30 protein-coding genes and 1 pseudogene are annotated in these 25,424 nt (G+C 50.4%); 30 read left to right on the forward strand and 1 reads right to left on the reverse strand.

What is annotated here, in order from left to right; all coding sequences use genetic code 11:
- Positions 1-33: 33 nt before the first annotated feature.
- The 30 genes and pseudogenes from HA51_RS24330 (at position 34) to HA51_RS24465 (ending at position 24,015) form a co-directional block, all read left to right on the forward strand.
- Positions 34-600 (forward strand): hypothetical protein, encoded by a 567-nt coding sequence (locus tag HA51_RS24330; protein ID WP_084937921.1) that lies wholly within the window; start codon positions 34-36, stop codon positions 598-600.
- Positions 569-919, forward strand: a complete 351-nt coding sequence (locus tag HA51_RS24335) for an HNH endonuclease (protein WP_084937876.1) — start codon at positions 569-571, stop codon at positions 917-919. The genes HA51_RS24330 and HA51_RS24335 overlap by 32 nt, the downstream gene beginning before the upstream one ends.
- 147 nt (positions 920-1,066) lie before the next feature.
- A complete protein-coding gene (locus HA51_RS24340) occupies positions 1,067-1,564 on the forward strand; it encodes a phage terminase small subunit P27 family (RefSeq protein ID WP_084937878.1) in 498 nt (165 codons plus the stop codon).
- A gap of 3 nt (positions 1,565-1,567) precedes the next feature.
- Positions 1,568-3,298: a terminase large subunit gene (locus HA51_RS24345; RefSeq protein WP_084937881.1), complete on the forward strand. Its 1,731-nt coding sequence runs from the start codon at positions 1,568-1,570 to the stop codon at positions 3,296-3,298.
- Entirely contained in the window at positions 3,298-4,602 is a 1,305-nt protein-coding gene (locus HA51_RS24350; RefSeq protein WP_084937884.1) for a phage portal protein, read from the forward strand. The genes HA51_RS24345 and HA51_RS24350 overlap by 1 nt, the downstream gene beginning before the upstream one ends.
- 11 nt (positions 4,603-4,613) lie before the next feature.
- Positions 4,614-5,462 (forward strand): head maturation protease, ClpP-related, encoded by an 849-nt coding sequence (locus HA51_RS24355; RefSeq protein WP_084937886.1) that lies wholly within the window; start codon positions 4,614-4,616, stop codon positions 5,460-5,462.
- Between the two features lie 9 nt (positions 5,463-5,471).
- The gene (locus HA51_RS24360) at positions 5,472-6,686 is read left to right on the forward strand and encodes a phage major capsid protein (protein WP_084937889.1); all 1,215 of its coding nucleotides are present in this window, start codon (positions 5,472-5,474) and stop codon (positions 6,684-6,686) included.
- 47 nt (positions 6,687-6,733) lie between these two features.
- On the forward strand, positions 6,734-7,060 hold the full coding sequence (locus tag HA51_RS24365) for a head-tail connector protein (protein WP_169718802.1): 327 nt from the start codon (positions 6,734-6,736) through the stop codon (positions 7,058-7,060).
- Positions 7,061-7,069: 9 nt separating this feature from the next.
- Positions 7,070-7,408, forward strand: coding sequence for a phage head closure protein (locus HA51_RS24370; protein ID WP_084937895.1), 339 nt, complete (start codon positions 7,070-7,072; stop codon positions 7,406-7,408).
- On the forward strand, positions 7,405-7,851 hold the full coding sequence (locus HA51_RS24375; RefSeq protein ID WP_084937898.1) for an HK97-gp10 family putative phage morphogenesis protein: 447 nt from the start codon (positions 7,405-7,407) through the stop codon (positions 7,849-7,851). Before HA51_RS24370 ends, HA51_RS24375 begins: the two co-directional genes overlap by 4 nt.
- Entirely contained in the window at positions 7,848-8,195 is a 348-nt protein-coding gene (gene gp17, locus HA51_RS24380; protein WP_084937899.1) for a tail completion protein gp17, read from the forward strand. The genes HA51_RS24375 and gp17 overlap by 4 nt, the downstream gene beginning before the upstream one ends.
- 58 nt (positions 8,196-8,253) lie before the next feature.
- The gene (locus tag HA51_RS24385) at positions 8,254-8,721 is read left to right on the forward strand and encodes a phage tail protein (protein ID WP_084937900.1); all 468 of its coding nucleotides are present in this window, start codon (positions 8,254-8,256) and stop codon (positions 8,719-8,721) included.
- 73 nt (positions 8,722-8,794) lie between these two features.
- On the forward strand, positions 8,795-9,208 hold the full coding sequence (locus tag HA51_RS24390) for a phage tail assembly chaperone (RefSeq protein WP_084937901.1): 414 nt from the start codon (positions 8,795-8,797) through the stop codon (positions 9,206-9,208).
- A gap of 23 nt (positions 9,209-9,231) precedes the next feature.
- Positions 9,232-9,495, forward strand: coding sequence for a phage tail assembly protein T (locus HA51_RS24395; RefSeq protein WP_084937902.1), 264 nt, complete (start codon positions 9,232-9,234; stop codon positions 9,493-9,495).
- Positions 9,496-9,577: 82 nt separating this feature from the next.
- Entirely contained in the window at positions 9,578-9,820 is a 243-nt protein-coding gene (locus tag HA51_RS24400) for a YebO family protein (RefSeq protein ID WP_084937903.1), read from the forward strand.
- Between the two features lie 54 nt (positions 9,821-9,874).
- A pseudogene (locus tag HA51_RS24405) lies at positions 9,875-13,158 on the forward strand (phage tail tape measure protein).
- Positions 13,159-13,160: 2 nt separating this feature from the next.
- Positions 13,161-13,499, forward strand: a complete 339-nt coding sequence (locus HA51_RS24410) for a phage tail protein (RefSeq protein ID WP_084937904.1) — start codon at positions 13,161-13,163, stop codon at positions 13,497-13,499.
- A complete protein-coding gene (locus HA51_RS24415; RefSeq protein ID WP_084937905.1) occupies positions 13,496-14,251 on the forward strand; it encodes a phage minor tail protein L in 756 nt (251 codons plus the stop codon). Before HA51_RS24410 ends, HA51_RS24415 begins: the two co-directional genes overlap by 4 nt.
- A gap of 1 nt (position 14,252) precedes the next feature.
- Entirely contained in the window at positions 14,253-14,957 is a 705-nt protein-coding gene (locus HA51_RS24420; protein ID WP_084937906.1) for a C40 family peptidase, read from the forward strand.
- A 96-nt stretch (positions 14,958-15,053) separates the two neighbouring features.
- Complete coding sequence (locus HA51_RS24425) at positions 15,054-15,344, forward strand: hypothetical protein (RefSeq protein ID WP_084937907.1); 291 nt, start codon at positions 15,054-15,056, stop codon at positions 15,342-15,344.
- An 8-nt stretch (positions 15,345-15,352) separates the two neighbouring features.
- On the forward strand, positions 15,353-15,751 hold the full coding sequence (locus HA51_RS27050; RefSeq protein WP_139810732.1) for a hypothetical protein: 399 nt from the start codon (positions 15,353-15,355) through the stop codon (positions 15,749-15,751).
- A 40-nt stretch (positions 15,752-15,791) separates the two neighbouring features.
- Complete coding sequence (locus tag HA51_RS24430; RefSeq protein WP_084937908.1) at positions 15,792-16,397, forward strand: tail assembly protein; 606 nt, start codon at positions 15,792-15,794, stop codon at positions 16,395-16,397.
- Positions 16,398-16,457: 60 nt separating this feature from the next.
- Positions 16,458-20,177: a TipJ family phage tail tip protein gene (locus HA51_RS24435; protein ID WP_084937909.1), complete on the forward strand. Its 3,720-nt coding sequence runs from the start codon at positions 16,458-16,460 to the stop codon at positions 20,175-20,177.
- A gap of 9 nt (positions 20,178-20,186) precedes the next feature.
- Positions 20,187-20,474, forward strand: a complete 288-nt coding sequence (locus tag HA51_RS27055; RefSeq protein ID WP_139810733.1) for a hypothetical protein — start codon at positions 20,187-20,189, stop codon at positions 20,472-20,474.
- Positions 20,475-20,496: 22 nt separating this feature from the next.
- The gene (locus HA51_RS24440; RefSeq protein WP_084937910.1) at positions 20,497-21,150 is read left to right on the forward strand and encodes a hypothetical protein; all 654 of its coding nucleotides are present in this window, start codon (positions 20,497-20,499) and stop codon (positions 21,148-21,150) included.
- 83 nt (positions 21,151-21,233) lie between these two features.
- The gene (locus HA51_RS24445) at positions 21,234-21,518 is read left to right on the forward strand and encodes a TonB family protein (RefSeq protein WP_158087389.1); all 285 of its coding nucleotides are present in this window, start codon (positions 21,234-21,236) and stop codon (positions 21,516-21,518) included.
- A 63-nt stretch (positions 21,519-21,581) separates the two neighbouring features.
- Positions 21,582-22,886, forward strand: a complete 1,305-nt coding sequence (locus HA51_RS24450) for a pyocin knob domain-containing protein (RefSeq protein ID WP_084937912.1) — start codon at positions 21,582-21,584, stop codon at positions 22,884-22,886.
- A complete protein-coding gene (locus tag HA51_RS24455) occupies positions 22,883-23,308 on the forward strand; it encodes a tail fiber assembly protein (protein ID WP_084937913.1) in 426 nt (141 codons plus the stop codon). The genes HA51_RS24450 and HA51_RS24455 overlap by 4 nt, the downstream gene beginning before the upstream one ends.
- A 147-nt stretch (positions 23,309-23,455) precedes the next feature.
- A complete protein-coding gene (locus HA51_RS24460) occupies positions 23,456-23,695 on the forward strand; it encodes a DNA polymerase V (protein WP_084937914.1) in 240 nt (79 codons plus the stop codon).
- Positions 23,695-24,015 (forward strand): S24/S26 family peptidase, encoded by a 321-nt coding sequence (locus tag HA51_RS24465; RefSeq protein ID WP_084937915.1) that lies wholly within the window; start codon positions 23,695-23,697, stop codon positions 24,013-24,015. Before HA51_RS24460 ends, HA51_RS24465 begins: the two co-directional genes overlap by 1 nt.
- A gap of 443 nt (positions 24,016-24,458) precedes the next feature.
- On the opposite strand, the gene HA51_RS24475 is transcribed toward HA51_RS24465, so the two are convergent.
- Positions 24,459-25,232, reverse strand: a complete 774-nt coding sequence (locus tag HA51_RS24475; protein WP_084937917.1) for a toll/interleukin-1 receptor domain-containing protein — start codon at positions 25,230-25,232, stop codon at positions 24,459-24,461.
- Positions 25,233-25,424 lie beyond the last annotated feature (192 nt).

Raw genomic sequence — 25,424 nt, forward strand, 5'->3', positions numbered from 1 at the left:
TTCGCCATTGTTGCGCACGCGTCTCGATTCGATATGGCAGCGTCTCTTGCTGAAGCTCTACCGAACTATCAAATCTTTGTTGATCACGAATCAAAGGGTGCTAATGCCAACCACTTGCGCGCACTACGCTGGGCATCCACTCAGGATTGCCGGGTGGTTATCATGGAAGATGATGCGCTGCCGGTGCCAGACTTCGCCAGTAAGGTGACTCAATGGTTGGAGCGGTTCCCCGATGACCTGTGTTCTTTCTATCTCGGCACAGGCCGTCCGCCTCAGTATCAGATGGAAATAGTATCAAAGTTGATATCCGCTGATGTCCGACACGCCGACTACATCACGATCAACCGCCTCATTCACGGTGTGTGCTACAGCGTGCCACAGTCAAAACTGCAACATGTTATCAACCGATGGAACCACGGCTCGCCTGCTGATTATGCAGTTGGTGATGCATGTGGTGGTGCGGTGGTGTACCCATGCTACTCACTCGTTGACCATGCAGATGTGGCAACGGTTGAGCGTCACCCCGACAACACACCACGCACTGAGCGCCGTAAGGCGTGGAGACTTGATGCCACAAAGAATCCCGAGAGCATGCCGTAAGCAAGGCTGCGGAAAGACAACAACAGACCGTTCTGGTTACTGTGCCGATCACCTTAACGAAGGGTGGCAGCAGCATCAGAACGGACTCAGCAGGCATCAGCGCGGTTATGGTAGTGACTGGGACGTGAGGCGAGCTCGCATACTCAAGCGAGACAAGCACCTCTGTCAGGAGTGCAAGCGCAATGGCCGCGCTACTGCTGCAAAGACAGTCGACCATATCAAACCTAAGGCACATGGGGGTACCGATGACGATTCGAACCTTGAAGCCCTGTGCTGGCCGTGTCACAAGAGCAAAACCGCACGCGAACGACTCAAATGATAGTCATTATCAATTGGCGGGGAGGGCGGGTCAAAAGTTCAGGCTTCAAGCCTGTAGGACCGCCGCCTAACCTTTTTTCACACCGCCGCAGGTTAGAAAACTTTTTTTTGGGGTTACCCCACCAAGCATTAATAGGAGTTTTCGATTATGCCAGGACCACCGAAAACCCCGACACATCTGGCTTTGGTGAAGGGGAACCCATCAAAACGCGCATTAAATAAAAATGAGCCAAAACCCCCGTCAGGGGTGCCCCCAATTCCCAAGCATTTTGATAAGCAGGGGAAGTACTGGTTTAAACGCATCGCCGATGAACTGGATGCGATTGGGGTTATCACCCAGCTTGACGCGCGAGCGCTTGAGTTGCTGGTCGAGGCTTACACTGAGTACCGTCATCACTGCGACACGCTGGACCGGGAGGGCTACACCTACGCCGTTTTCAGCGAAGAAGAGCCGGATGAAGGGAAAGAAAGAGAGATCAGGATGATCAAACCTCACCCCGCAGCAGTGATGAAAGCTGATGCGTGGAAACGCATTCGGGCAATGCTCGGTGAATTTGGCATGACGCCCGCCAGCCGTACCAAGGTTGGTGCCAAAGGCGCAGCTGAAGTCGACCCTCTGGATGAATTTCTTAAAAAGCGCAAATGATGAATGGCAACTGTTCAGGCTGGTATTCAGTACGCAGAAAGCGTGCTGGCTGGCGAGATCGTTGCTGGCGAACTGGTGCGCCTGGCGTGTCAGCGATTCCTCAATGATTTAGAGCAAGGGCCGGAACGCGGTATCTACTTCAGTGAGGACCGCGCTCAGCACATTCTCGACTTCTATAATTTCGTTCCGCACGTTAAGGGTGCTCTGGCTGGCAAGCCGATTGAGTTGATGCCCTGGCACATCTTCATCCTGATAAACCTTTTTGGGTTCACCATCCCGCTTATTGATGAGATGAGTGGCGATCAGGTGCTGGATGAAGATGGCGATCCGGTGATGGTTCGCCGGTTTCGCACTGCCTATAACGAAGTGGCGCGTAAAAACGCCAAATCAACTGTTTCATCTGGAATCGGTCTGTATATGACCGGGGCTGATGGTGAGGGTGGTGCAGAGGTTTATTCAGCGGCCACTACGCGAGATCAGGCAAGAATCGTTTTCGATGATGCCAAGAACATGATCAAGAAAGCGCCCCGCACGTTAGGGCGTCTCTTTGGTCATGTGAAGCTGAACATTCATCAGGAACGGACAGCATCAAAATTTGAGCCGCTTTCCAGTGACGCTAATAACCTGGACGGCCTGAATATCCATTGCGGAATAGTTGATGAGCTGCACGCTCACCGTACACGTGATGTTTGGGATGTACTTGAGACTGCTACTGGTGCGCGACTTCAGTCTCTGCTGTTTGCTATCACCACGGCGGGAACCAACAAAGAAGGTATCTGCTTTGAGCAGCGCGATTACGCTATCAAGGTGTTACGCGGTGTAGTGGACGATGACACTTATTTTGCTGTCATTTACACCCTGGATGAAGAAGACGACCCCTTTGATGAAGCGAACTGGCCTAAAGCTAATCCGGGCCTTGGCGTCTGCAAGCGCTGGGATGACATGCGCCGCCTTGCCAAAAAGGCAAAAGAGCAGGTTGCTGCGCGTCCTAACTTCTTCACCAAACACCTCAACATATGGGTCACCGCTGAAAGCGCGTGGATGGATATGGATCGCTGGGCGAAGATGCCGGGCATTGCATCTGAAGCTGAGCGTAAGAAATGGCCGATGTGGGTGGGCGTTGACTTAGCCAACAAAATTGATATCTGCGCCGCCGTGAAAACATGGCGTGACCCGTCAGGCGAAACCCACTCTCAACCACGCTTCTGGTTACCTGAAGGCAGGCTTGAAACGGCACCGGCGCACATTGCTGAGCTCTACAGAAAGTGGTCAGCAGCCGGGTATCTGGAGTTAACCGATGGCGATGTTATCGATCACGCGATGATCAAAGCTGACATCGTCGAGTGGGTGAAAGGGGAGAATATTAAAGAAATCGCCTTCGACCCATGGAGTGCGGTTCAGTTCAGCCTGGCGCTGGCAGAGGAAGGGTTACCCATGGTGGAAGTGGCACAGACAGTCAAAAACCTCTCAGAATCAATGAAGTCAGTTCAGGCTGAGATTTACGGCAATAAATTCCACCATGATGAAAACCCCGTAATGACGTGGATGCTTTCAAACGTCACCGTTAAGCCAGACAAAAACGACAACATATTCCCTAACAAGTCTACGCCTGAAAACAAAATTGACGGGCCGGTTGCGTTGTTTACAGCAAAGAGCCGAATGCTGGTCAATGGCGGTAATGATGGTCAGGACCTGACCGGATTCTTTGCAAACCCAATAATGATAGGTGTCTGATGAAAGCGAATAAACAGCCCGGCAAAGTGAAAAGCGCCTTGCTGAACTGGTTGGGCGTACCAATCGGACTGACGACGGGTACTTTCTGGCAAGAATGGATGGGCATGAGTAGCAGCGGCAAGGTGGTTTCGGCTGATAAAGCGATTCGGCTTTCAGCTGTATGGGCATGCGTTCGCTTATTAAGTGAATCAGTATCAACGCTACCGCTCAAAATTTATGAACGGCAGGCAGATGGTTCGCGTAAGCCTGCGACACAACACCCGGCTTATCAGGTGCTTTGTCGTCGCCCCAACCTTGAAATGACGCCATCGCGATTCATGCTGATGCTGGTTGCAAGCATATGCCTTCGCGGTAATGGATTTGTAGAAAAGAAGATGATCGGCAACAAGCTGATTTCTCTGGTACCGCTTCTGCCGCAGAACATGGTCGTCAAGCGGCTTGATAACGGAACGCTGCAGTACACGTATACCGAGTCGAATTCTCAACGCGTCATCCCCACCAAGAACATAATGCACATTCGCGGATTTGGTCTTGATGGCGTCTGCGGCATGATGCCCATGATGACGGGTCGTGATGTTATTGGTGCGGCGATGGCAGTTGAAGAGTCAGCCGCGAAGATATTTGAAAATGGCCTCCAGAGTTCCGGATTTCTTTCAGCGGAATCAGCGCTTAATGACGAGCAGCGCGAGCGCCTGAGAACTTATATGCAGGTTTTCACCGGCTCTCGCAACGCCGGTAAGATCATGGTGCTTGAGGGGGGGCTCAAATACCAGAACGTCACCATGAACCCTGAAGCGGCTCAGATGCTGGAGTCTCGCGCTTTCAGTATTGAGGAAATCTGTCGCTGGTTCCGTGTGCCACCTTTCATGGTGGGACATGCAGATAAACAAAGCAGCTGGGCATCGAGTGTGGAGGGCATGAATCTCCAGTTTCTGACCAATACACTGAGGCCTTTACTGGTCAACATTGAGCAGGAAATATCTCGCTGTCTTCTGGATGGCGATGAAGACTTGTTTGCAGAGTTCTCTGTTGAAGGCCTCCTTCGCGCTGACAGCGCAGGTCGATCAGCCTATTACACCACGGCGCTGCAGAATGGCTGGATGTCACGTAATGACGTCCGACGCCTTGAAAATATGCCGCCGATTCAAGGTGGCGATTTGTATACCGTTCAGCTGAACCTGACGCCGCTGGAGGACTTGAAGCAAAACAGCCAGGCAGCACAGGCCGCCAACCTTCTTAAAGTTCATAACTACGTTTTCCCAGATATTCCTTTCGAACAATCACCGCTGAAGAAAGCGGCTTAGGAGTTATTCACATGACACTGAAAAGCCTTCCGGCAGCTCCGGCGGGGCGGCCTTCTGCGCTCTCAAAAAGAGACCTGCCGTCAGCCACAATGGAACGCTGGAACGGCGGCATCAAGGCCGCTAAGCCCGATGAAAACAGTATCTCTGTATTCGATGTGATTGGCTCTGACTACTGGGGTGATGGAGTGACAGCCAGCCGGATTGCTGGCGCGCTTCGTTCCATGAACGGTGCAGAAGTGACCGTAAACATCAACTCACCTGGCGGCGACATGTTTGAAGGGCTCGCCATCTATAACCTTCTGCGTGAATACGAAGGCAAGGTAACGGTGAAGGTTCTTGGGCTGGCGGCATCTGCGGCTTCAATCATCGCGATGGCGGGTGATGAAGTCCAGATTGGACGGGGTGCTTTTCTGATGATCCACAACTGCTGGGTCTATGCGATGGGCAATCGTCACGACCTTGAGCAAATTGCTGCTGACATGGAGCCTTTCGATAAAGCGATGGGTGATATCTACTCCCACCGCTCAGGCCTCAGTGCTTCCGATGTCGCACAGATGATGGACAGCGAAACATATATCGGGGGCAGTGATGCGGTTGAAAAAGGTTTTGCGGACAGACTGCTTTCAGCTGACGAAATTTCTGATGATGACGACAGCCCGGAAGCCGCGCTTCGCAAGCTGGATGCTCTGCTGGCTAAAACCGATACCCCGCGCTCTGAGCGTCGAAAACTTCTTAAAGCTTTATCAGGCAGCACGCCGGGCGCTGCTGCCAATCCCGAGGGTACGCCGAGCGCTACCGATGATGTAACCCCTGAAAACCTCAAACAACTCCATGACGCCCTGGCGGCGTTCGGCAAATAAGGATGTACCATGTCTGAAGTAAACGAAATTCTCAAAAAAGTAACAGCAAGCATTGAAGAGGCTAATGGAAAGTTCAGTGCCAAAGCCGAAGAGGCTCTGAAAGAGGCGCGTAAGTCAGGCACTCTTTCAGAAGAAACTAAGGCGGCTGTGGATAAGATGGCGTCTGAGTTTAACGCGCTGCGTGAAGCGGAGAAAACGCTGAAGGCTGCATTGGGTGATCTGGAGCAGCATGTAGCAAGCATGCCGCTGAACAACGCCAAGAAAACAGTTGAGACCGTTGGTCAGATTGTTATCAGCAATGAAGCGCTGAAAGCGTTTGCTGCAAGTGTAGAAGGTGGCAAGCGTATTAGTGTCCCGGTTAATGCTGCCTTGCTTTCAAGTGATGTTGCCGATGGCGTTGTTGAGCCCCAGCGTCTTCCGGGAATTGATACTGCACCCAAGCAGCGTCTGTTCATCCGTGACCTGATCGCTCCGGGCCGCACAACTTCACCTGCTATTTTCTGGGTGCAGCAGACTGGTTTCACCAATGCGGCAAAAGTTGTTGCTGAAGGCACTACCAAGCCTTACAGCGATATCGAATTTGCCACCAAGATCACTCCAGTGACAACCATCGCTCACCTGTTCAAAGCGTCCAAACAGATTCTGGATGACTTTGCACAGCTTCAATCTACCGTTGATGCTGAAATGCGCTACGGCCTGAAGTATGTCGAAGAGCAGGAGATTTTGTTTGGTGATGGCACTGGTGTTCATCTGCATGGCATCGTTCCGCAGGCTACCGCGTTCGATCCGGCATTCTCAGTGGCCCAGCAGAACGGCATTGATGATTTGCGCCTCGCTATGCTTCAGGCTCAACTGGCTCGCTTCCCGGCCTCTGGCCACGTTCTTCACTTTATCGACTGGGCCCAGATTGAGCTGACCAAAGACACGCTGGGCCGCTATATCCTGGCGAACCCATCCGCGTTGACCGGTCCTACCTTATGGGGCCTGCCGGTTGTCGCGACTGAAGCGGCACAGTTCCGCGGCAAGTTCCTGACCGGCGCATTCAACGCAGCCGCTCAACTGTTTGACCGTGAAGATGCCAACGTGGTTATCTCCACCGAGAACACCGACGACTTTGAGAAGAACATGATCTCAATTCGTTGTGAAGAGCGTCTGGCACTGGCAGTGAAGCGCCCTGAAGCATTCATCTACGGCAACTTCACCGTTGCTGAAAGCGGTTCTTAATCCTTAGCGGCCTTCGGGCCGCTTTTTTAATGGTGTTAGCAATGGCGATGATTGAGCTGGCAACTGTCAGAGAGCACTGCCGTATCGATGAAGATGACACCAGTGAAGATAATTTGCTGAGCATCTACACCGGTGCAGCTAAGCGTTACGTTGAAACGTGGACTCGCAGAAAGCTATACGTAACAAACGCCGACCCCGGTTTCGATACCGATGAAGACCGTCTGCTACTGGATGATGACGTGCGCACGGCAATGCTTCTTTTGATTGGTCACTGGTATGCAAACCGTGAGGCAGTGAACATCGGGAACATAACCAGCGAGATTCCGTTGGCAGTAGATGCTCTATTGCAACCACACCGAATTTACGGTGTGTAAGGTGGATTCATGCAGGCTGGCAGACTACGTCACAAAGTAACAATCCAAAATTTCACCACTACACGATTGCCATCAGGCCAGCCGCAGAGCGAGTGGGTTGATGGTATGACGGTGTGGGCTGAAGTAAAAGGTATCAGTAGCAGAGAGCTCATGACATCTGGTGTAGAGAAGCCAGAGGCTACGATCAGGGTCTGGATTCGCTACAGAACTGATGTTACAGCTGCATCAAGGCTTAAGTGTGTTACTGGACCCTTCAAGGGAAAAATTCTTGATGTAACCGGAGAACCCATCCCGGACGCAAAGGCCACTCAGCTGGAAATTCTCTGTAAGCAGGGGGTTAAGACGTGATCGACACCAAACTTGATTTCTCTGGCCTGCTGGATATCTCCAGTGACCTGGATGCATTGAGTAAAGCTGAAAATGGCCGGGTTCTGCGTAATGCAACCCGTTCGGCGGCTTCGGTAATTAAAGATGAGGCCGTCCGAAGGGCTCCTAAACGCACAGGGAAGTTGGCGAAAAACATCGTCGTGCTCACTCAGCGTACGAGGAACGGCGACATTTCATCAGGCGTTCACATTCGTGGTCGCAATCCTCGCACAGGCAACAGCGACAACAAGATGAAGACCAAAGACTCACGCAACGCCTTTTACTGGAGATTTGTGGAGCTTGGCACGTCTAATATGGCCGCTGTGCCGTTTATCCGGCCAGCCTATGACGCGAGGCAGGAAGAGGCGGTGAAAGTGGCATTTGATACGGCTAACAGGGCCATAGATGAGGCGCTGACGAAATGACAGAGTCCTCCATTTTTGCTCTCATCGGCGGTCTGGCTGGTGGTCAAGTGTACCCCTACGTCGCGCCGTTAAATGCTCAGGGTGATCCAGCCATCACTGCACCATGGATAGTGTTCACTGTGGTCAGTGAGGTGTTTGGCGACACCCTTTGCGGCCCAGCGGAAGAAAATGGCGCACTGCAAGTCGATGTATACGCGTCAAGCACTGATGATGCCCGTTCTTTGCGTGAAGCAGTGGCTGTGGCACTGACCCCGCTGAATTTTACCCAGCTCAATAAAACTAACGGTTACGAATCCGAAACCGGACTTTTCCGGGCGACTCTGGAAGTCCAGAGCATGCAGTAATCGCTCACCACATACCATCACAGCCACCGCAAGGTGGTTTTTTTCGCCTGGAGAAAACATGACCAGTAAATATGAAAAAACGCAGGGGATGACCATTGGCGTTTCATCCGCACCAGTAACCGCGGATGAGTTCGCTGCCAGCGGCTTCCCAACCGGTATCACCTTCCTTGATGCGCAATGTGCGACTAAAGAAGTCACTTATACCGGCGGGCAGAAGAGTGATATCGACGTCACCACGCTGTGCTCTGAAGAGCAGGAGCAGACCAATGGTCTCGCAGCGCCAGCGGAAATGGCTTTGACCCGTAACTGGGTTGGAGATGAAGAAGCTCGCCAGGCTTTGCAACAGGCTTACGACAACGATGAACTTCGCGTTCTCAAAGTCGTTTTCCCTTCGGGTAATGGTTACTACTCGCTGATCGAGGTTCGCCAGAGTTCATGGTCTGCTGGCACCTCTGCTGTGGTTGCATCGACTTACTCGCTTCGTGTTCGTGGTAAGCCAAAACCTATCGTGGCATCAGGCTCATAAGCGGATTAAGCCGCTTTTCTTTCACTGAGTGGCTTATGGCCACTCTTTTTTTACAGACCAAAGAGATCATGAAATGTCGTCAACAAATCAAACCAAAGCATCACCGGCTTCACTTCGCGATCTGGCGCTTGCTGTATCGTCCGGATTTCGTTCGAAAATAATCCCTGTGCCAGAGTGGAGCGGCGCAAAGGTCATGCTCCGTGAGCCATCAGGTGAGGCATGGGTTAAATTCCGTGAAATCATGACTCCACCTGAAGCGGTTGAAGGTCAGGAACCACAAAAACTGACCATGCAGGAAGAGTATCTTCGTAATAAACGCGCTGACGTGGTCATGTTCATTGATGTTCTGCTGGATGAAAGTGGCAATCGTGTGTTTAGTGAAGAAGACGAGCAGACCGTTTCGGATATCTATGGCCCGGTGCATTCCCGCCTTTTGAGTCAGGCCATTGGCCTTGGCATGTCGCAGGAAACCGCAGAGGCAAAGTAAAGGAGCCGCTGACTTTCTTCCTGATGTCTCTGGCGCTTCGTATGGGGCGCACTCTTCATGAACTCTGCAAAACCCTTACCGCCAGCGAACTAAAAATGTGGATTGCATTCGACAACGTCAGCCCGATTGGTGACTGGCGCGGTGATGTTCAGTCTGCGCAGGTATCAACCGCGATTCTGAATGCGCAGGGAGCCAAAGCATCTATCAACGAGATGATGCTGAAGTGGGGGCAGTCAGAAGAAGACGAAGAAATCAGCGGCCTTGAAGAGTGGATGGGTAGACTATAACTCATGAATTCTGTTGTCATTATTTTCTAAAATAACTATACAATTTAGGATTATTTCAACATGGTTATCATGGAGAATGGAGATGGATAGTGTAGGGTTTGTCTGGTTTATGATAGGTGCAGTTGTTGGTGTGGTTATCTGGTTCTTCATTAATAGGGCGAGTGTTAGAGCGAATAGACAAATAGAATTGCTGGAATCAATTGATCGACAGTTGTCACTAATTACTGGTCAAGAAAGTAATGATGGTGAGAGAGAAAATTCCAGGAAAGAAAATAGTTCAGCACAGAGGCACTTAGAAGAGGCCAGAAAGAAAGCAGGACTGTAATTATCAATAACATCAACAGCCTCGGCCTTGCCGGGGTTTTTTTATGGGATGAATATGGCAACGCTGCGTGAACTCATTATTAAAATCTCCGCGAACTCCAGTTCATTTCAGTCTGAGATTTCGCGCGCCTCCCGCATGGGATCAGATTACTACAAAACCATGGAGCAGGGCGGAAAGAAGGCAGCCGCTGCAACCCGTGAAACGCAGCGATCACTCTCAGACCTTAATTCCGAACTGGCAACGGTTAAGTCATCCGCTGCTGGTCTGGCTGGGGCATGGGCAGGTGCTTTTGCCACCCATCAGCTGATTGAGTTTGCTGATACCTGGAATCAGATGAATGGCCGGCTAAAGCTGGCTTCTACCTCAACTGATGACTTTGCCACGGCGCAACGTACGCTCATGGAAATCAGTCAGCGCACCGGGACGTCACTTGAGGCTAATTCAACGCTTTACAGCCGTATCGCTCAGTCACTTCGCGCAGCGGGTTATGCATCATCTGACGTGGCGAAAGTTACCGAAACAGTTGCAACTTCACTGAAGCTTTCGGGTTCCAGCACTGAAGAGGCCAGCTCGGTAATTACCCAGCTTAGTCAGGCGCTGGGCTCTGGTGTTTTGCGCGGTGAAGAGTTCAACGCCATCATGGAAAACGGCGGGCGTCTGGCTAAGTTGCTTGCTGACGGTCTGGGTGTGACCGTTGGCGGACTTCGCAACATGGCAAATAATGGCGAACTAACCACAGATAAAATCGTTCCTCTGCTGACTAACGTTGAGGTTTTACGCAAAGAGTTCGAAAGTCTGCCAGCTTCGGTGAGCGGATCGGCGCAGAAGGTGCAAAACGCCTTTCTTGCGTGGGTCGGTGGTGCTGACAGTGCCGCAGGAGCATCTTCCTCGCTGGCCGGTGTTTTGGATGGTCTTGCCAACAATATTGATAACGTAGCAAATACAGCTGGTGTTCTGGTTGGCATCGGTCTAGCTCGTTATTTCGGCAATATGGTTGGCAGTGTTGCCCAGTCTACAGCAGCTGTTGTGTCCAATACTGCTGCTGAAGTAGCGCTTGCACAGGCTCAGGTTCGCGGCGCTCAAGTCAGTGTGGCCGCAGCACGCCAGACTCTTTATCGAGCACAACAGGCTAAAACCGCTGCCGTTTCGATTGAAGCGCAGATTGTCGCTGAGCGTAATCTTGCAACTGCTCAGTCCAGCCTTAATAACGCAATTTCTGGCAGAGCATCAGCCATCAATAACCTGACCAATACTGCTTCAGTAATGTCCCGCCTGGGTGGTGGTGTGCTGGGCATACTTGGTGGTTGGCCGGGGGTGATCATCGGCGCTGGTGCTGCTATGTACGGGCTGTATCAGAATACTCAGCAAGTGCATAAAGAGGCAGTCAGCTTCGCCAATAATCTGGAGGAAATTAACTCTAAACTTCAGCAAATGTCTGTGTTGGGCCTTAAATCGACTGCTGCCGATGCCCGCACATCCTTGCAGGCCCAGAAAAAAGACCTTGCTGACATTGATGCTCAGATTGCGAAGGTAAAGGACAGTCAAGCCGGACTTGCAAGAATTCAGGAGAGCTATAACAAGTCTCCTACGATGACGCGCATCAATACGTTCATGGACCAGGCCGATATTAATGAGAAAAATATCGCGCTTACAGATCAGCTTAACAAACTGGAGTATGACCGTGAGAAAGCGGCGGCAAAGGTTGCTGCAACCCAGAAACTGGTAAATGAGGCAACCGATCTTGCTACCCAGAAAGCTATCGAACAGGCCGGAGCAATCTCCATTCTGAACGGTGCATACAAACTTCTTAATCAGACAATGGCAGTGACACCTACTGCTACACCAAAGTTTGTCTTACCTGTTGTACCAATTTCCAGCGCCACACCTCAACAGCAAACCGCACTTGAGAGGCTCGCCGTGACAATGAAATGTCCAGCCTCAGCGGTCTGGAAAAGTTACACGTACAGCACCAGTATGAAGCGGATGACCTGAAGCTTACAGGTGCGCTGTATACCCAGTACGTTTACAACAAGGATCAAGCTGCGAAGAAAGACGCGGCGGCGGCGCAGGCCAAGAAGGATGGAACTGCAGCGACCAATGCCCAGAACAAGGCAGAGCGGGAAGCGGCTACCACCGCTGAAAACTACGCCCGAAAAATGGCTGACCTCAGCGTTGCAATTGAGGTGCAAAAGGTTCGGGCCACTGAGGGTGAGAAGGCGTCAGAACTCTATGCGGCATCTCATCAGGCTGGCACGAAATGGACCGAAGAGCAGCGCAAGGCTATCCGCGAAAACTCTGCTGAGCTGGCTATCTGGACGCAACGTGCTGAAGCAAACGTGAAGAAGCAGCGCGATCAGGCTGAGGCGCTGAAGGATTTAACTGAGGCGGCGCGTAAATTCAGGGATGACGCCACGCTCACAACCAACACGGCCGGACTGAGCGATCGCCAGCGCAGCCGCTATGACGAAACCCAGCAGGTAAACCGTGTATTCGATAAAACGGATAAAGGCACAGCTGCAATGGCCGAGCGTCAGCGCGCTCTTGATGCGCTGGAGAAGAAATATCAGGCGATAGAGGCAACTGAGCAAAACTGGCTGTCAGGTGTTGGTAAGGGCTGGAACAACTGGCTCGATGAGATGAGCAATGTCTCAGGTACTGTTGCTGATGGAATGAAAACCACGTTAGACAGCGCCTTAACCAATGTCACTTCTATGCTTGAAGGCAACAAAGTTAGCTGGAAATCATGGGGCCTGTCCATCCTTCAAATTATCGAAAAGGTCGCCATTCAAATGGCCGTTGTCAGTGCAATGGGTGGTGGTTCGTCCTCTTCTGGCATATTTGGAACTATCGCATCAGGTATTGCTGGTTACTTTGGTGGTGGCGCGGCGACATCTACTCCTGCAGCGGGTAATGGTGCTATGGGGTTTGGGACCAGCTACACATCATGGGTAGCTAACGCCAAAGGCGGCGTTTACGACTCGCCATCTCTCAGCGCCTACAGCAACAGCATCGTAAGTTCTCCAACCATGTTTGCATTTGCCAAGGGCGCTGGCCTGATGGGTGAGGCTGGCCCGGAAGCGATCATGCCTCTGACCCGCTCAGCTGATGGCTCTCTTGGTGTTCGTGCGGTTGGTGGCTCTAGCAGCACTCAGTCAACCGGTGCACCACAGGTTTACATCACTATTGACGGCAACGGTAACACCAATACGCAATCATCTTCAGGGTGGGAGCAGTTCGGCTCCGAAATTGGAAAGTTTGTGGATCAGCGTTATCAGCTAATGAAGATGCGAGATATCCGTCCGGGTGGTGATATCTGGAACATGGCTAAAGGCAGGTAACAATGGCGATTGAAGTTTTCACCTGGTGCCCACGCATCAATGCCGAGGCTGACATCAAATTTAATACCCGAAAGGTGCAGTTTGGTGATGGTTATACGCAGGTGGCGGGGAATGGTTTGAATACCCGCAGCCAGGAATGGAGCCTCAGCTTTACCGGCACCGAGGCTTACATCAAAGCTATAAAAGATTTTCTTGACGCGCACGAAGGTACTAAGGCGTTTCAATGGCAGCCACCGCTGGAGGATATCGGACTCTTTCGTTGCGATACCTACAAAACAACTCCGTTGGGCAACAAGAAATACAACCTTGATGCAACTTTTGAACAGGCGTTTAAACCATGAGTCTGAATAGCGATTATCAGAAGCTTGAACCCGGCAACGCAGTCAGGCTCTTTGAGGTAGATGGTTCCGCGTTCGATCTGCCAGATGTCTTGCGCTTCCATGCCTACAACATTCCCCATCCAGAGGCAGAAATTCTTGCTGCTGGGGGCGATGAAACCAAACTTCCGGCCAAATCTATCTGGTGGCAGGGGCAGGAATACAAAGCATGGCCATGCCAGATAACCGGAATGGAGACGTCGACCACCGGCAGCAGTGCACAGCCTAAGTTGACCGTTGCCAACCTGGACGGGGCAATCACCGCGCTGTGCCTCGCCTATGACGATATGCTCCAGGCCAAAGTATCGATTCATGACACGCTGGCGAAGTATCTGGATGCGAAAAACTTCACGGGTGGTAACGCCTCAGCCGATCCGACACAGGAAAAGCTGAAGGCGTTCTACATCGACAGTAAGAGCATTGAAACCAAAACGCAGGTCGAATTCACGCTCAGCAGCCCGATGGACTTGCAGGGTCTGATGATACCTACACGCCAGCTTCACTCCCTGTGCACATGGTGCATTCGAGGAAAATATCGCACTGGCGATGGATGCGATTATGCGGGCACACGCTACTTCGACAAGTTTAACAACCCGGTGGATGATCCCTCTCTTGATGAGTGCAGCGCTACACTTACGGGCTGCAAATTGCGATTTGGTGAAGATGAAGAGATTTCATTTGGGGGCTTCCCTGGCACCTCGTTAATCCGGAGCTAACATGCGTCAGAAGACTATTGATGCGCTTCTGTCACATGCAGAGGCTGAATACCCACGCGAGTGCTGCGGTGTGGTGGCACAGAAAAGCCGCGTTGAACGTTATTTCCCCTGCCGTAATCTGGCTCCTGAACCAACAGAGCAGTTTCACCTTTCACCGGAAGATTATGCCGCTGCGGAAGAGTGGGGCACGGTGATCGCTATTGCGCACAGTCACCCGGATGCAACGACAAGGCCAAGCCCGCTGGATGAGGCGATGTGTGATTCTAGTGGCGTACCCTGGCACATCGTGAGCTGGCCTGAAGGTGATCTGCGTACAATCCAGCCGCGCGATGAATTACCGCTGATAGGCCGCTCGTTCGTGCTGGGGCATACCGATTGCTGGGGGCTGGTCATGAGCTACTTCCGGCAACAGCACGGCATAGAACTGGCCGATTTTCGCGTGGATTATCCATGGTGGGAAGACCAGTACCCGGATAATCTTTATCAGGATAACTGGCAGTATGCCGGGTTTGTTGAGGTATCGGGAGCACCACAGTCGGGTGACGTGATCCTGATGCAGGTGCAGGCGAACAAGTGGAATCATGCCGGGGTGATGCTGGAGGGGAACATGATGCTGCACCATCTTTATGGACGTGTGAGCAATCGCACCCCTTACGGTGGATACTGGCAGGATCGAACGATGAAAATCGTCAGACACACTCTTTGAACTGAAATCCCCCCAAAAAAATAATAACTACTTGAACTATTCTCTCATAGAAAGTATGTAATGATTTGGTAATAGCAAAAATATAAAGGTTATATAATGGATAAGCATAAAAACGGGAAATACCTGAGAGTTAATGCCATACACAACAATGCGGAGTTCAATCTTTGCGTAGTGAAAGGTAGGTCACCCGATCACCTTCCAAGTAACAAACTAGAAAGTGATAAAATGCATTTTGGACTTGCACGCTCTAAAAAAGAATTTGATGAAAACCTTATTGAAATGCTCAATGAGGTTTCTAATGGAGTGGAGGCTATAATTCTTTGTACTACAGATATTGTATATGAATACGGTTTCACAAGGGTAAAAGAATACGAGAAAAAGTCGTGAGGTCGTATGTGAAAAAGATAATTGTTGCGTCTGCCTTAATGTTTATATCGGCATGTTCTTCAAATCCATTTGAAAAAACCGATACTATTTATGATTCTCATTTGCTGAATAAAAATCAAAATACTACCCACATACGTGTACATCGAGTTAGCCAAATTACCGGATCAGCTCTTGGTAGTGATTGCCCATTAGTACTGAAAGTTGACGAAGTTGAAACAGTAGGGCTTCAGCAAAACCAGTATGTTGATCTCTACCTTTCCAGCGGGGATCATATCCTTTCTATCAGATTCAAGTGCGCCTTAACAGCGTGGCGTAAGTCTATTAATCTGACAGCTAATGGCAAATACCAAGAGTACTCTGCTGAGAGTGGAAGTGCAGGTCAGTATCGAATGCTGAGAATTAAATAATAACAGGTCGCCTCGGCGGCCTTTTTTTATGAGGTTTTTTATGATCGAAATGATGACTGAGATTCACTTGGGTGGAGTCCTAGGAGGCACTTTCGGAAGAGTGCACCATCGCTTAATCAGTAAAGTGCATGAGGCAACGATAGCCTTATCTGCGACCATTGATGGATTCGGCGCTTATATGCGTTCAAGTAAGAAGCGCGGATTGACTTACGCCGTATTCCGAGGGAAACAAAACCTAGGGGTGGATGACCTTGGCTTTCCAGTCACGAAGGAAGTCATAAAAATTATGCCTGTCATTATTGGAAGCAAAAAAGCTGGTCTGCTCCAAACCGTATTGGGCGCTGTCCTTGTGGTTGTAGGTGTTGTTGTTGGTGTAATGACATCTTGGACGGGTGTAGGTGGCGTAATTGGTAGTGCCATGGTCAGCGCAGGTATTGGTTTAATGGCTGGTGGTGTGATTCAAATGCTATCACCACAACCTGCTGGACTAGCAAGCAAGCAGGACGCAGACAATCAGGCGTCATATGCATTTGGTAGCCCAACCAACACAGCCGCGCAGGGCTATCCAGTTCCTCTTCTTTACGGTCAGCGCCGTATAGGTGGCGCAATCATCTCTGCCGGAATTTACGTCGAAGATCAGCAGTAAACACATCTAATTATCACCACCATTCGGGACGCTAAGGCGTCCTTTTTTTATGGGCGCAATATGGCTACAGCTACCGCTATAAAAGGCCGCAAGGGCGGCTCATCTGAATCACGTACTCCAACGGAACAGCCGGACGATCTCCAGTCAGTAGCTAAAGCAAAGATTCTTCTCGCTCTTGGTGAAGGTGAGTTCTACGGGGGCCTGACCGCAAAACAGATATTCCTTGATGGTACCGCTATCGAGAACGCCGATGGCTCTCAAAACTTCAGTGGGGTGGCATGGGAGTTTCGTTCTGGAACCCAGGCGCAGAGCTACATTCAGGGTATTCCGGGTACTGAAAACGAAATCGCTGTTGGCACTGATGTAACCATCACTACAGCATGGATTCACACCTTCACTAACACTCAACTGTCAGCCATCCGCTTGCGCCTTAAGTGGCCAGCACTTTTCAAGCAGGAAGATGACGGTGATCTGGTCGGATACAGCATCAACTATGCCATTGACCTGCAAACCGATGGTGGATCATGGGTCACCGTGCTCTCCACAGCGGTTACTGGCAAAACCACTACCGGCTATGAGCGCAGCCATCGTATCGACTTACCACAGGCTGGCAGCACATGGACTGTTCGTGTTCGCAAATTAACTGCTGAAGCTAACAGCGCCAAAATTGGCGACACAATGACGCTGCAGAGCTACACAGAGGTTATTGACGCCAAGTTGCGCTACCCGAACACCGCACTGCTATACATCGAATTTGATTCGAGCCAGTTTAACGGCAGCATTCCACAGATCACCTGTGAGCCGAAGGGACGCGTTATCCGCGTGCCGGATAATTATGACCCGGCAACACGTAGCTACACCGGGACCTGGCTAGGTACCTTTAAATGGGCGTGGACAGACAACCCGGCGTGGATTTTCTATGACATCGTGGTTTCAGATCGTTTCGGACTTGGTGACCGACTGACTGTAGCCAACATCGACAAATGGACTCTGTATCAGGTTGCTCAGTACTGCGATCAGATGGTACCGGATGGGAAGGGTGGCAGCGGTACGGAACCGCGTTACAAATGTGACGTGTACGTGCAGACCCGAAATGACGCTTACACGGTCATGCGTGACTTTGCGGCTATCTTCCGTGGCATGACTTACTGGGGCGGTGACCAGATTGTTGCCCTGGCTGATATGCCCCGCGACGTGGATTACAACTTCACTAATGCCAACGTTGTTGACGGTGAGTTTGCCTACTCAAGCAGCACGACCAAAACCCGATATACCTCGGCGCTGGTTTCCTATTCCGATCCTGACAATGGTTATGCCGATGCCATGGAGCCGGTATTCGAAAAAGACCTGGTGTCCCGTTACAAAACATTCAACCAGCTGGAAGTTACTGCGATTGGTTGTACCCGCCAGTCAGAGGCAAACCGCAAAGGGCGATGGGGTATTCTGACTAACAACAAAGACCGCGTGGTTGTTTTTTCAGTGGGCCTTGATGGTGATATTCCTATGCCGGGTTATATCATCGCAATTGCCGATGAGTATCTCTCAGGACGTGTTGCCGGTGGCCGTATCAGTTCCGTAAATGCACGCGCCATCACTCTCGATCGTGCTCCTGATGCCAAAGTGGGTGATCGTCTTCAGGTTAATCTGCCCAGTGGAATTTCTCAGGCACGAACAATACAGAGCCTGAATGGGAATATTGCCACTGTAACGACCGCGTACTCTGAAACGCCAGAGGCTGAATGTGTCTGGGTGGTTGAGTCATCAGAGCTATATGCCCAGCAGTATCGCGTTACCACAGTGACCGAAAATGATGATGGCACTTACGCCATTACCGGCACTGCCCACGACCCGGATAAATATCCGCGGATTGATACTGGTGCTGTTATCGACCAGCGCCCAATCAGTGTTATTCCTCCCGGCAATCAGGCAGCGCCGACCAATGTGGTTATCGACTCTTACTCTGTGGTGAATCAGGGTATCAGCTTGGAGACGATGCGGGTCCACTGGGATGACATGCAGAACGCCATTGCTTACGAGGCTCAGTGGCGTCGTAATGATGGCAACTGGATTAGTGTTGCGCGTAGCTCCACCACTTCGTTTGAGGTACCGAGTATTTATGCTGGCCGCTATCTGGCTCGCGTTCGCGCCATTAACGCAGCTGAAATTTCTTCTGGCTGGGGCTATTCGCAGGAAATAACTCTGACGGGTAAAGTGGGCAATCCACCGAAGCCAGTAGGATTCACTGCTTCTGAAGATGTGGTGTTTGGTGTTGAGCTTAACTGGGGTTTCCCGGCTAACACGTCGGATACCCTGAAAACTGAAATTCAGTACAGCCTGACAGCTGATGGCGCTTCTCCAATGCTGCTGGCTGATGTCGCTTACCCTACAGCTTTATATCAACAGATGGGGCTGAAGGCAGGCCAGATATTCTGGTACCGCGCTCAGCTGGTCGATAAGACAGGCAATGAGAGTGGTTTCACAGACTGGGTTCGCGGTCAGGCATCAACTGACGCCAGCGACATTCTGGACTGGATTGGCGATGACATTCTGAATACCGATGCAGGTAAGCAGCTTGTCTCACGTGTTGATTCGGTTGAAGAGCAGGTAGGTGAACTAAACAACGCTGTAACCGCTGCCCAAGGCGACATTGCAGATTTTCGTGAGGAACTGGATAAAAACAGCGGTGACGTTGCGACTGTCAGCGCTGCGATAACTGCCGAACAGCAAGCCCGAGTTGAGGGTGATAATGCTTTAGGCCAGCTTATCACCGACGTTAAAGCAACGACTGATAACAACACCTCCAGACTGACAACAGTAGAAAAGGCTGTCACAGACAACCAGAGCGCGAATGTTCAGCGCCTCGATAGTCTGGATGCCTCTACTGCCAGTAATGCAGCAAACATCACATCGGAGCAAAATGCACGCGCTGATGCTGACACTGCGTTAGGCCAGAGAGTTGATGCAGTCAAAGCAACCACTGACGGTAATGCCGCTTCAATTGGTACGCTCCAGACTGCGCAATCTGACACAAATCAGGCTATTGCTAACCTTACTCAAAGTACGCAGGCAGCGTATAGCAACATCACTAATCAGGCGCTCACTGATATTGAGAACGCGCTGGGTAATGACGCAGCAGATCAGGCCCGCCGTGAAGATGTGGGGGAAGTTAAGGGGAGGGTAACCAAAGCTGAAGCGCGCATCACCACAACAGAGCAGACTCAGGCCGATGCCACTCAGGCATTTGCGCAGTATCAGCAGACAGTTGAGGCCCAGTTCAATGCTACCGGGCAGGCTATCGACCAGACGAATGTTGTTGTCCAGCAGACTTCATCGGCGCTGGCAACGCTGGACGGGAAGGCATCGGCCCAGTACAGCGTTAAGCTTGGCATTGACCAGAACGGCCGCTACTACGCCGCTGGTATGGGAATCGGCCTGGAAAACACGCCGGGTGGCATGCAGTCTCAGGTGCTGTTCCTGGCTGATCGTTTTGCTGTGATGACTCAGGTTGGCGCAACACCTCGTACGTTCTTCGCCATTCAGAACGGGCAGACCATCATCGACTCTGCATTTATCGGTGATGGAACCATTACGAATGCGATGATCGGTGCATTCATCCAGTCAACCAACTATGTAGCCGGTAGTGCTGGGTGGCGCTTGGATAAAACCGGCACTTTTGAAAGGAATGCTGCCAACGGTTCTGGTCGTGTTGTTGACACCGGCACGCTACGGCAGGTTTACGATTCGAACGGTACATTGCGAATCAAAGACGGCCTTTGGTAAGGAGAGACTATGCCAGCAGGATTGCAGTGCTGGGATGCGACAGGGAAGTTGGTAGTGGATATTGGCGATTATAATACACGCTATCTCGGAAGGGCTTCGGGCACCATCGACACAAATGCCGCTCAATTATTCATCCCATACTCAGGGGTTACATTAAACGGTTCATTTGCCGTCATTGTTGCCACTCAGTCAAATTCAACTGGCGCTCCGGTTGCTATCCATATGAGTTCGCCGCGAGAGCAATCAGTAATGGCGTCCAGATTATTAGGGTGGGTGGGGCGAAGAATGTTACCTTAACCGTGGATGTTTACGCCTTTATATGAGTGGATATCAGGTATTCAATTCATCGGGTGCTCTCGTAATTGATTCAGATTATAAGGGCACATACTTTAGAGACACTATCGGATATACAACAATTACCGACACAGGATATTACAACATCACATGCCTGATAGGTAATTCAGCTGATATGGGATACGTCGCAGCAACGCCTGCTGTAGATGGCTCCCTGAAGTGGTTCAAGCCAAATGAAAGTGCCCGATTTTTCTTTGCAGGGCAAAGAGACTGGGCAACGGCGAATGCCGGCACGGTTGCAAGAACCCGAAGCGACATGCCTGTAGAGAGCGGTTACAGAGACATCTACAATTCGGCGGGCCAACTGGTGTGGTCAGCTGTCATGGCAGCGAAGATACCCAGAATTATTGGTTTCTTTGATATTCCCGCGAATTTCGATCTGGATAATTCAGTCTATTCACAGTCCATCGGAACCAATACTTACATTCTTGCCAGCGCGCTAGCGTATGGGAATATTTTTGATGACGGCACAAACACTGGCTATTCAGGAATCTATTTCAGATTCACTGGCGGGGTGCTTCAGGCACAATGGGTTTCGAAGCTACAGAACACATGGGCTGCATCGCTTAAGCCTTACGGCCTGAGAATACCTTACGCCATCCTGCCAAACCTGACATGAGCAAATTCGATCTTATCAATCTCGTATACGATTTGTTAAGATTGAATATTAGCGCTGTGATAACACCTTAAATGGAGGTGTTCATGCGCAAATTATTATTTCTTACTCTGATTCTCTTCTCTGCCATTTCATCGGCGGCGAATATTATTCATTACCCTGAACGGGCAGAGAAGCTTCGCATTGATGGAGAGGTTAACGTTTTATATGACGTTAACGAGCGCGGTACCCCAGAGAATATTCGTGTGCTGACAGCCAGTCCTAAGTATGTTTTCGACAGAGATGTTCAAAAGCAAATTGCCACGTGGAGATATCCTTCAGGTAATCCAGAACGAGACATTCCACTGCGAGTGATATTCAAAGCGAACTGACAAATAACTAATTCAACGAACCCGGACACTGCGCCGGGTTTTTTATTGCCCGGAGAAAACTCAATGGCATGGTACACCACCGGCACAATCGCCGTATCTGGAACAACCGTAACAGGCACTGGCACCAACTTCCTTGATAACACCCAGTCTATTGGCCCCGGTCAGGCGCTGCTTATTCCAGGCTCAGGCACAGTCAAGATGTATGAGATTGCGACTGTAACCAGCGCAACAAGGCTGACGCTGAAGACTTCACCCGGCACCATTGCGGCAGGGCAGGCCTATGCAATCCTGTCGTTCTACACCGATTCGGTACCAGACTTTGCGCGTCGCCTGGCTGCCCAACTGAGTTACTACCAGTCACAGATGGATGGCTGGCAGCAGATAATGACTGGCACTGGAAGCATCACGATGACTGCGCCAGATGGCACCACGGTGACGATTAGCAGCTTCTCAAAACTGACGACTGATATTGCTAATGCTTTAAAGCTGCCAACTGCCAATGCCAGCGCAGACTTAAACACGCTAATCGCTCCCGGTATTTACAGCATTCCTTCTGGCCTGGCTAATACACCAATCACAGCAAACGGCATTCTTCTGGTAACAGCAATCGCCAGCGGAAATTCCGTTTCACAAACTTTTTATTCTGTCAGTACTAATTCTGCAGCTATAAACAGAGTTTTTAATAGAGTATGCACCGCAGCCAGCTCAAACCCGGCATGGACGAACTGGATAAGTGGCAATCTGTTACCTATTGAGGCCGCCTCGGTTGACCTGAATACGTACACACTTCCGGGGACATATCAGGGGGCAAGTTTTGTAAACGGGCCCGCTGTGATGGGTAATGCTTCAGCAATGTTGATAGTGCAAGCTAATGGGGCATCCACTACAGCATCTCAAACCATTCACTTCCCATCTGCCAACCGAGTATTTGTAAGGTCTTTCGTTTCCGGTGCATGGACGGCGTGGGTAGAATCCCTTTCCTCTAACGGTGGGACACTAAACGGCGCGCTGTCTTTTGCTTCCAGAGCCGTTTACGGACAAACCGCTGTGAATATGGGGATGCAGGGTAGCTCAAGAGCAGCAGTCTTCCCTATATCAACCACGCAGTCTGTACGCATGGTGTGTGACACAGCATCGCCTGTCCCTAATCAGGGCACCGTAACTATAACTTTTGCTGTTGCCTTTGCCGCTGCGCCAACCTCTGTCATTGCTAATAACGGAAACGCTAACGTAGCCAATACATTATTTGTTGGCATAACCAGCATTAGCGCTAGTGGCTTCACTGCTTTCGTTACCAACCGAGACGGAACGCCAGTCACCTCACAAGTCCAGATTAACTACACTGCCACGGGAGTGGTTAACACATGAAATACACACTTAAAGATGGTTTCCGTGGTTTTTATTTTATGGACACTGAATCTTCAGAGGCATCAACTCTGGAGCAGACAGGGCTGTCTATCAGTGATTTTGTTGAGATAACTGATGAGAATTACCAAGCCTGGTGCAACCCACCGGAAGGGCACTATGCGGTGTTTGATGAGAGCGGCCCGCGCGTTGAGAAAAACCCTGAGCCAGATTACAAAGAGATGGCCAGTTATGAGCGCCAGTCACTGCTAAGCTCTGCTACTCAGGCAATCACTGTCTGGCAGACAAAGCTCCTCATGGGTCGAAAGCTATCAGATGCAGAAACGGAATCACTTAACGCCTGGCTTGATTACATCGACGTGCTGAATGATACCGACATCAGTGATGCCCCCGATGTTCAGTGGCCTACCAAACCAACTGCATGATAAAGCCCCGGCAGCGGGGCTCATTCCTACCAACTAAATTCCCTTTCCTACCAATCCCTTCCCGCATCCCGATTACCTTCCACTTGATCAGGTTTACCGATCAATAATACTGTATGCGCATACAGTATTTTATCAGGAGGGTGCGCCATGCCCCGCGACTACGAAATCATGATTGCATTCAGGCGAGCTATCCAGCGCGACACCAGAGGTCGCCAGACAGTCAGCACACTCGACTTTGTGAAAGAGCTTGAGCTGGTTAACTGGCATTACACTCTGCGCGCCGCCAACAAGTGGATAGAGATGCACACAACGACATTCAGAGACATCTCACCAACTGAAGGCGAGGAGCGTCTTTTCCATCTATTCAATCCGAATGGAGGAATCTGATGGGCTTTGTATCACCGGCCACTGACTACGTAGAGCACCGCATCGATCTGAGTGAGATATTCATCCCGAATCCGGGCAATACGTTCAGGATCGAAACTGCGACTGGATTTATGCTGGTTGACAGGGTGGCTAAGGTTTCGCCTGGCGATTTGGTCGCGTTCCAGATGGAAGGAAATCCCATGCTCGGAAAGTGGCACCCGAAGCACCTGATGACTGAGGACGGTTTGATAGAGGGTGAGCAACTGGATGAGGTGATCGTGTTAGGCGCGGTGACGGTGGAAGTGCTGACGCTGGATGAGAAGTGGCGACCTACGATTTAAGCAGAGTGGGCTGACGGAATTTTCAGGCTCCTATGACAGACGGCGCGATCGGGATTCCTCATCATGGACTGACATCCAATAGCAAAGGAATGCTGTATGCCTGCCAACCTTTCCGAACTCAATCGCTACATTTACCTGACCAGGTCCTTCATTCTTTACATGGATGAGGTTCTGATAAGCAGGTCGCCCGCTATCGATAAATGGCTAGCTAAAGCAATCAGAGAACAGCTGGTAGCGATACTGCGTAACCTACGTGATGAGCGGAGAATGGTGAGGGAAATAAAAAGCCCGGAAGAGTCCAGTCAACCGGGCCAAGCACAATCCTGTGCCTAACATTTCCAATGAGCTAATGGTCAACATCATAGGGAAGTAGAAGTGACAATTTGATGATAGGCGGGCTTTTGATAAACGCTAGCGAAGCGGCAAGCTATTTACATGAATCACTACTTCCCGATGTATGCGATGTAGGCTTCTAACATTTTCTGGGCTTTTGAATATGTTCCTCCCATCTCCATCAGAGATTCAAGAGGATGCGCGCCTTTGCGCATAGTTTTTCCTATTGCCCATAAAAGGTAGTCTAAAGTAACAGGCGATTCGTTATCAATTGCATTGAATGCATAAGAGTCATTAATAACCTGATATTGAGGAAATCTTTCGTTAGACCTAGCGACCGCCGCCTGAAGTCCTTGCGTCCAATTATCCTTAAACGGGGTGCTTTGATGATTTTGGAGTCTCGTCAAGGCATCTACGTGCTCTTTCATCTTCTGAAGCTCTGTCAATAGAGCGTCCTTCTCTTGAGCAGAGACATCAATATGCTTTTCAACAGGACCAAGAGACTTTAATAAGTCTTGTAGAGAGCGCGTATATAAATCTTCAGATGTGAAATCACCGTAACGCTTCCCAAGCAAAAAACCAGGCAAATCAACCCTTTCAAGTAGCAGTGGGAGCAAGATTACTCTCTTCTCTGCAATCTCTCTGTTAGAGCTAATATCAAGCTCCCTTTGTACCCATTGGCTGCTGATTGAGTTGTTAGAGAGAACCACCGCGACATAATCAACTTTATCAAGGCCCTCTCTAATTTTACCGATCAATGAATCGCCGATGTTAATTTCAGCTTCGTCGATCCATACGACATGCCCATGCTCTTGCAGGTCAGAAGCTAACCTTCTAACAAAGGGTTTATCATTTGAATTATGACTTAAAAATACACTAGCCATTGAAGTCCTTTATCTAATCAATTAGGCAAAATTAAACAACGCCAGTTCAAGCTGACAAATCATTCATTGGGGAAAAAGATTCATAATATCTTTCATGTAAGCTGCGCAAGATACTGATGTAGAAGGAATGAAAAATCCATTGATATTATGATTATAATTGGTAATTAATTGAATTATAAGAAATTAAATACT

The organism is Pantoea rwandensis, assembly GCF_002095475.1.
GTDB lineage: Bacteria > Pseudomonadota > Gammaproteobacteria > Enterobacterales > Enterobacteriaceae > Pantoea > Pantoea rwandensis.

Excerpts from the sequence above, each read along its gene's own strand:
- HA51_RS24330 (WP_084937921.1), top strand. The coding sequence starts at position 34 with ATGGCAGCGTCTCTTGCTGAAGCTCTACCGAACTATCAAATCTTTGTT.
- HA51_RS24335 (WP_084937876.1), top strand. The coding sequence starts at position 569 with ATGCCACAAAGAATCCCGAGAGCATGCCGTAAGCAAGGCTGCGGAAAG.
- HA51_RS24340 (WP_084937878.1), top strand. The coding sequence starts at position 1,067 with ATGCCAGGACCACCGAAAACCCCGACACATCTGGCTTTGGTGAAGGGG.
- HA51_RS24345 (WP_084937881.1), top strand. The coding sequence starts at position 1,568 with ATGGCAACTGTTCAGGCTGGTATTCAGTACGCAGAAAGCGTGCTGGCT.
- HA51_RS24350 (WP_084937884.1), top strand. The coding sequence starts at position 3,298 with ATGAAAGCGAATAAACAGCCCGGCAAAGTGAAAAGCGCCTTGCTGAAC.
- HA51_RS24355 (WP_084937886.1), top strand. The coding sequence starts at position 4,614 with ATGACACTGAAAAGCCTTCCGGCAGCTCCGGCGGGGCGGCCTTCTGCG.
- HA51_RS24360 (WP_084937889.1), top strand. The coding sequence starts at position 5,472 with ATGTCTGAAGTAAACGAAATTCTCAAAAAAGTAACAGCAAGCATTGAA.
- HA51_RS24365 (WP_169718802.1), top strand. The coding sequence starts at position 6,734 with ATGATTGAGCTGGCAACTGTCAGAGAGCACTGCCGTATCGATGAAGAT.
- HA51_RS24370 (WP_084937895.1), top strand. The coding sequence starts at position 7,070 with ATGCAGGCTGGCAGACTACGTCACAAAGTAACAATCCAAAATTTCACC.
- gp17 (WP_084937899.1), top strand. The coding sequence starts at position 7,848 with ATGACAGAGTCCTCCATTTTTGCTCTCATCGGCGGTCTGGCTGGTGGT.
- HA51_RS24385 (WP_084937900.1), top strand. The coding sequence starts at position 8,254 with ATGACCAGTAAATATGAAAAAACGCAGGGGATGACCATTGGCGTTTCA.
- HA51_RS24390 (WP_084937901.1), top strand. The coding sequence starts at position 8,795 with ATGTCGTCAACAAATCAAACCAAAGCATCACCGGCTTCACTTCGCGAT.
- HA51_RS24395 (WP_084937902.1), top strand. The coding sequence starts at position 9,232 with ATGTCTCTGGCGCTTCGTATGGGGCGCACTCTTCATGAACTCTGCAAA.
- HA51_RS24400 (WP_084937903.1), top strand. The coding sequence starts at position 9,578 with ATGGATAGTGTAGGGTTTGTCTGGTTTATGATAGGTGCAGTTGTTGGT.
- HA51_RS24410 (WP_084937904.1), top strand. The coding sequence starts at position 13,161 with ATGGCGATTGAAGTTTTCACCTGGTGCCCACGCATCAATGCCGAGGCT.
- HA51_RS24415 (WP_084937905.1), top strand. The coding sequence starts at position 13,496 with ATGAGTCTGAATAGCGATTATCAGAAGCTTGAACCCGGCAACGCAGTC.
- HA51_RS24420 (WP_084937906.1), top strand. The coding sequence starts at position 14,253 with ATGCGTCAGAAGACTATTGATGCGCTTCTGTCACATGCAGAGGCTGAA.
- HA51_RS24425 (WP_084937907.1), top strand. The coding sequence starts at position 15,054 with ATGGATAAGCATAAAAACGGGAAATACCTGAGAGTTAATGCCATACAC.
- HA51_RS24430 (WP_084937908.1), top strand. The coding sequence starts at position 15,792 with ATGATCGAAATGATGACTGAGATTCACTTGGGTGGAGTCCTAGGAGGC.
- HA51_RS24435 (WP_084937909.1), top strand. The coding sequence starts at position 16,458 with ATGGCTACAGCTACCGCTATAAAAGGCCGCAAGGGCGGCTCATCTGAA.
- HA51_RS27055 (WP_139810733.1), top strand. The coding sequence starts at position 20,187 with ATGCCAGCAGGATTGCAGTGCTGGGATGCGACAGGGAAGTTGGTAGTG.
- HA51_RS24440 (WP_084937910.1), top strand. The coding sequence starts at position 20,497 with ATGAGTGGATATCAGGTATTCAATTCATCGGGTGCTCTCGTAATTGAT.
- HA51_RS24445 (WP_158087389.1), top strand. The coding sequence starts at position 21,234 with ATGCGCAAATTATTATTTCTTACTCTGATTCTCTTCTCTGCCATTTCA.
- HA51_RS24450 (WP_084937912.1), top strand. The coding sequence starts at position 21,582 with ATGGCATGGTACACCACCGGCACAATCGCCGTATCTGGAACAACCGTA.
- HA51_RS24455 (WP_084937913.1), top strand. The coding sequence starts at position 22,883 with ATGAAATACACACTTAAAGATGGTTTCCGTGGTTTTTATTTTATGGAC.
- HA51_RS24460 (WP_084937914.1), top strand. The coding sequence starts at position 23,456 with ATGCCCCGCGACTACGAAATCATGATTGCATTCAGGCGAGCTATCCAG.
- HA51_RS24465 (WP_084937915.1), top strand. The coding sequence starts at position 23,695 with ATGGGCTTTGTATCACCGGCCACTGACTACGTAGAGCACCGCATCGAT.
- HA51_RS24475 (WP_084937917.1), bottom strand. The coding sequence starts at position 25,232 with ATGGCTAGTGTATTTTTAAGTCATAATTCAAATGATAAACCCTTTGTT.